Origin of the sequence: Nostoc cf. edaphicum LEGE 07299 (assembly GCF_015207245.1) — a bacterium.
Classification (GTDB): Bacteria; Cyanobacteriota; Cyanobacteriia; order Cyanobacteriales; family Nostocaceae; genus Nostoc; species Nostoc edaphicum_B.
In genome coordinates this window covers 1-5,581 of sequence record NZ_JADEXF010000295.1, presented here as the reverse complement: position 1 = coordinate 5,581, position 5,581 = coordinate 1, and the positions used below count along the sequence as shown (strand labels likewise).

Sequence of the window (5,581 nt, the reverse complement as noted above, 5' to 3'; positions counted from 1 at the left end):
GGACAAGGAGGACAAGGGGGACAAGGGGACAATGGGGTAAACAAAACTCCTAACTCTTAACTCCTAACTCTTAACTCCTAACTCTTAACTCTTAACTCAGCACTCAGCACTCAGCACTCAGCACTCCCAATGCCCTATGCCCAATCCCTAATTTCTCGTAAATTGATCTGTCCACTTGCCGTTCGCTTGACTACACTTAGAAATTAGCAACTGCATTGCTGTTCTTGAGCAAAACAATTATGAAGTTATCCTTAAAGCAACTGGCGGTTTATGTGTTTTTACTGGTAATTGGCGGTGGTGCAGGTTTGTTTGGCAGTCGCTATCTCCTGCCACAAAATCGCTCGTTTCAACAGTTAAGAAATGTAACAATGGCTTCGCCTCCAGAATCCGTAGTTCCGAATTCTCCTAATGGAGCTATTGGGGCTACTAGTGGCGATAACGTGAATTTTATTGCGACAGCAGTGCAAAAAGTTGGCCCGGCTGTAGTGCGAATTAATGCCACTCGCAAAGTAGCCAATCCCATCTCTGACGCTTTGAAAAATCCCCTCTTGCGGCGATTCTTTGGAGAGGATGAGCAACCAATTCCTCAAGAACGCATTGAACGCGGTACAGGATCGGGATTTATTTTGAGCGAAGATGGGGAATTACTCACCAACGCTCATGTAGTGGCAGATACAGATACAGTACAAGTTACCCTCAAGGATGGTCGGAGTCTAGAGGGGAAGGTGGTAGGAGTTGATTCTGTAACAGATGTGGCAGTGGTAAAAATAAAAGCGAATGATTTGCCGACGGTAAAACTGGGCAATTCGCAAAACCTGATCCCAGGACAATGGGCGATCGCTATTGGCAATCCTCTGGGTTTAGATAATACTGTCACTATCGGCATTATCAGTGCTACCGATCGCACTAGCACTCAAGTTGGTGTCCCAGATAAGCGAGTCAGCTTTATCCAAACTGATGCCGCAATTAACCCTGGTAATTCTGGTGGCCCCTTATTGAACGCCCAAGGCGAAGTGATTGGTATTAACACTGCTATCCGCGCTGATGCTCAAGGACTTGGTTTCGCCATCCCCATTGAAACTGCTGCCCGCATCGCTAATGAACTTTTTACTAAAGGGCGTGCGGAACATCCCTTTTTGGGTGTTGAAATGGCAGACCTTTCTCCTATCAGAAAACAACAAATTAATCAAGAAAATCAGCTAAATATTCAGCAGGATGCAGGGATTGTGATTAAAGGAGTTACAGATGATTCCCCAGCCAAGCGTGGAGGACTGCTACCTGGAGACGTGATTCAAAAAGTTGACGGTAAACCAGTCAAAACTTCAGCCCAAGTTCAGAGGCTGGTAGAGTCGAGCAGAGTTGGAGACATAATCGCTATCGAAGTCAACCGCAGCGGTAAAGTTCAAACTTTCAAAGTACAATCAGGAGCTTATCCTGAAAAGAAGTAGTCAAAATAATTCGTAATTCCTAGAGTGCATCATTCCGAATTACGAATTAGTAATTATTTGGTCAATAGTTCCAGAATGTTTGACTACTGACTATTAATTATTGGCCATTAGACAAATGCTCTAACTGCATTCTTTGTTCCATCTGGCGCAGAAAATACCCTGTCATCATGGCTGATGCTAGAAGCCCAGCCAAGTTCTCCCTATCTGTTGTGATTTGCACGTTGAAATTCTCCGCAGGGAGCATTCCCACTAGCCCTTGGACATTTTGCGAGATGATTTGTTTAATTTCGGGGCTGGCGGACTGAGCAACCCTAGCTAAAACATCAGGAGACTGATGCTGTAGATATTTGAGTAACTGATTAGGGTATTCCTCAGAGTGGTCGGAAAGAAGTTGATTAGGGTGTTCCTCAGAGTTGTCATTCAAAAAGTCAGGATTAAACACCATTGGCAGTTTTATTTAGCTTAATTGCTAACTCCACTCTAAACCATAGTACAAGGTTAGCGCATTCACCACGGGTATAAGTCAAGAGGAGGGGAATGGGATTAGGGGGGAGATGACAGGTGACAGGTTATAGGGAATAATCTGTACGCTGTAACCTGTACCCTATTGCCTTCTTTACTCCCTACTCGCCACTGCCTTGAGTTCTAGTTCTAGTTCTAGTTGTTCTTCCTTCTGACTCGTAGAAAGTATTTGCGGGAGTTGCTCGATTTGGAAATACTGATGGAATTTTGGGGTTACTTGGAGTGAGTAAGAGCGAGAATCGCTGTCTCGGCGCTTGCGGATGAACCCAAGTTCGACCAGTTCTGGAACGTGTTGATATACTCCCGAACCGCGTAGGTTAATCAGATCACTCTGAAGTATGGGACTATTAAGAGCGATCGCGGCCAAAGTCCGTAATGCACCTACACCCAATTCGACTGGTATCATCGTTTGCACTAGATCGTGAAAATCAGACCGGAGTTGCAAACTGTAACCATCTGGGGTTTCTATTACCTCTAGGGCACTATCTCGGTGGGCATAGTTGTCCATGAGTTCAATTATGCCTTCTTTGACAGTGGCGCGATCGCACGCGGCATACTCGGCGATTTCGCCGAGCGACAAGGGTTTACCCTTTAAATAGAGAATTGCTTCTATCTTCGTCGCTGTGGCTGTAATCATTTAGTCATTAGTCGTTAGTCATTGGTCATTAGTCATTGGTCATTAGTACATGACAACTAACAATCAACAAGTGTGTGGCATTATATCGTAAATTGTCAAAGTATTTTTTTAAACTTTCAAATTTGGCATTGGGATTAGGGGAGAGGTGACAGGTTACAGGAAATATATCTGTACCCTGTAACCTATACCCTATTCCCTTCTCAAAAGCCTCTACTTGTGAGAATAAATTCTGCGATCGCTAAATCTTGTGGAGTGGTCACTTTTAAATTTGTCTCTTCTCCCTCGACAATTCGGACTTCGATGCCGCACTTTTCAAATAAGGCGGCGTCGTCTGTTACTTCCCATCCTTGACGGACTCCTTCAGCATGGCACTGTTTCAACAACTTGACATCAAATCCTTGGGGAGTTTGTGCCGCCCATAGTTGTCGTCTGTCGGGTGTCTCTTGAATTATGCCTTGTCCATCAACAATTTTTATGGTGTCTTTGACGGGTACACCAGCAATTAAACCGGGACAGTGGCGAATGGACTCGGCACAAGAGTTAAATAAATCTGGTGTGGCCAGGCATCTAGCACCATCGTGAATCAACACTTGTTCTGCGGCTATTGGCAGAGATTGTAAGCCATTGTAAACAGATTCTTGGCGGGTGGAGCCACCTTGAATTAATTCTACTGGTTTAGTCAGCTTCAGATCGGCGAGAATTGCATTGAACTCTGGCCAATCGGTAGACTGAGAAATAATCCCGATCCAACTGATTGTACTGGCGGCTTCTGCGGCTAATAAAGTCCAAGCAATAATTGGTTGAGATCGCACGAGGAGCAGGAGTTTATTGCGGTTACTCCCCATTCTTTTTCCGATTCCCGCAGCTGGAATTAGTAAATACACAGAATTCCTCAATCTTTAAGCTATATATTTTCCCCTAAAATAGGGAGCGAGTAAGCGTCAATAAATATTATGCGAGTAGTAGCCCTTGTACCTGGCGGAATTGGCGACCAAATTCTCTTCTTTCCGACTCTAGATGACCTGAAGCGCCATTACCCTAACGCTCAGATAGATGTCGTTGTTGAACCCCGGTCAAAGGCTGCCTACCGAGTGAGCAAGTCAGTTCACGAGGTGCTGAACTTTGATTTTAATGACCGTAACAGTCTGGCAGATTGGGGTAATTTAGTGGGAACTATTCGCGATCGCGAATACGATGTTGCCATTGCTGTTAAGCAAAATTGGTTGGTAAGTCTTTTACTCTGGTTGACGGGAATTCCTATACGCATTGGCTATCAAGGCAAAGGATCGGGTTTTCTTACCCATGCTGTGCCATTAAAACCATCCCAGTATGCGGCAGCAGTTTCCCATGACTTGCTGCAACCATTGGAAATAAATAGCCCTGTCCCAGAGTTAGCAGTAAATGTGCCAAAACCAGATATTGAGTGGGCACAAAAGGAACAAAAACGTTTAGGGGTTCATGAAACAGGCTATATCTTGATTCATGGCGGTTCTGGTCAGTTAACCCAGGCTAAAGAACTGGATAAAATTTACCCTGTCGAAAATTGGCAGCAAATTATTCAAGCTTTCCAACAAAAGCAGCCCGATTTACCTGTGGTTGTTATTAAGGGAGTTGATGATGAGCTGTTTGTGCGATCGCTTCTGGAGTCTTCTCCAGATATCAAGGTGACAGCCCCAGATGATATTGGTAAGTTAACTGCCATAATTGCCGGGGCAAATTTGATGTTATCTACTGATAGTCCGGCACTACAACTAAGTGTTGCAGTTCAAACCTATACCATTGCCATCTTTGGCCCCAGCAATCCAGCTAAGTTGTTGCCGAAAAACGATAAATTCCTGGCTATTGAATCCCTCACGGGAAAAACGGCGGATATTTCACCAAACGCAGTTTTAGAGAAAATTTGGGGTGGCTAAACCAGTAGTTTTTTGAAAAAGTCAGAAGTCAGAATTCAGAATCAGAAAGTGGGAGATTCAGACCCACTATTACGAAAGTTGACCACAAAATCATAGATTTTATGGGGGTGCAATAAATGCCATTGATTTAGCGTTCGACTGAGCTATCATGGCGAAGTCCGCTTTTTAATTTAGAATTCATACTGAATTCTGGCTCCTGACTCCTGAATTCTTTCTTCTCAAAATATCCCAAAAAAAGCATCATCTAATTCATAACCCAGCATTTGGGCCATGGACTTTAGGCGCGAGAGACTGGGGATGTCTTGTTGTTTGAGCCAATCGCCTAAAATAAAGATTTTATGCATCAAAAATATCTCTAAGGCTTCAGGATTGTACTGGATACCTTCTTGGGAACTAAACTGGTGTGGTACAAGCATGGCGGCATAACGAGCAAATTCTCCAGCTTTCCAATCTAGTAAAAATGGCAACCAGGGGTATTTAGCATCTAGGCGCACAAACCACAGGCGCACCTCTGGAATTTCTGAGAGTTCCCGTGGATCGCCAGATTCGAGATTGTAATTGATATCAAAGCGTAGCTGCTGTTCATGGGATACAACCCCATCTTGCAGCAGTTTTTCAATCACCGTTGACGCAGGCGACAAATCCAGATTGTTAATGAAGTCATTATTGAGTGCGATCGCAATTGTCATTGATTCAGCAGCCACTTTCTTGATGCTCAACTGTAGGATCGAGAATATACAGTAGCAGCTTTCAGGGATTGACGCTACATTCACTTTTAATAGGGGACTTCCAGTTAAAAAAATATCTCATTGTAGGGGCGCTAGTCCTTGCGCCCCTACAAATATACTAATAATTTGGGATAATTTATTTTTTGCAAGTCCCTAGCGCAAAGTTTTCTTCACAAATCAATTAGTATTTACTGATACTTTTTTGCTAATAATTTTGCCAACCTATACAAGGTTGAGACACAAGTCTGACCCGATCAAATTTATTTGATTATTTTGCTTAATTTTTGCTAGTTATAACAAATATACATCCAGTTACTAGCCTTGATATTATGA

General features: G+C 43.5%; 6 protein-coding genes. 2 read left to right on the top strand and 4 right to left on the bottom strand.

All coding sequences use genetic code 11. The features are described from left to right. Positions 1-239: 239 nt before the first annotated feature. The gene (locus IQ229_RS10935; protein ID WP_194043610.1) at positions 240-1,448 is read left to right on the top strand and encodes an HhoA/HhoB/HtrA family serine endopeptidase; all 1,209 of its coding nucleotides are present in this window, start codon (positions 240-242) and stop codon (positions 1,446-1,448) included. Positions 1,449-1,545: 97 nt separating this feature from the next. Here the strand turns inward: IQ229_RS10935 and IQ229_RS10930 are convergent, their stop codons facing one another. From IQ229_RS10930 to ispD, 3 genes are all read right to left on the bottom strand, one after another. Further along, positions 1,546-1,893, bottom strand: coding sequence for a DUF760 domain-containing protein (locus tag IQ229_RS10930; RefSeq protein ID WP_094347414.1), 348 nt, complete (start codon positions 1,891-1,893; stop codon positions 1,546-1,548). Between the two features lie 171 nt (positions 1,894-2,064). Then, positions 2,065-2,607, bottom strand: a complete 543-nt coding sequence (gene scpB, locus IQ229_RS10925) for an SMC-Scp complex subunit ScpB (protein ID WP_194043608.1) — start codon at positions 2,605-2,607, stop codon at positions 2,065-2,067. Between the two features lie 200 nt (positions 2,608-2,807). Beyond that, entirely contained in the window at positions 2,808-3,491 is a 684-nt protein-coding gene (gene ispD, locus IQ229_RS10920) for a 2-C-methyl-D-erythritol 4-phosphate cytidylyltransferase (protein ID WP_194043606.1), read from the bottom strand. Positions 3,492-3,560: 69 nt separating this feature from the next. Between ispD and IQ229_RS10915 the strand changes: the two genes are divergently transcribed. Continuing rightward, a complete protein-coding gene (locus IQ229_RS10915) occupies positions 3,561-4,520 on the top strand; it encodes a glycosyltransferase family 9 protein (protein WP_194043604.1) in 960 nt (319 codons plus the stop codon). A 218-nt stretch (positions 4,521-4,738) separates the two neighbouring features. Here IQ229_RS10915 and IQ229_RS10910 read toward each other — a convergent pair whose 3' ends face one another. Next, complete coding sequence (locus tag IQ229_RS10910) at positions 4,739-5,209, bottom strand: CRR6 family NdhI maturation factor (protein WP_194043612.1); 471 nt, start codon at positions 5,207-5,209, stop codon at positions 4,739-4,741. Between the last annotated feature and the right edge of the window lie 372 nt (positions 5,210-5,581).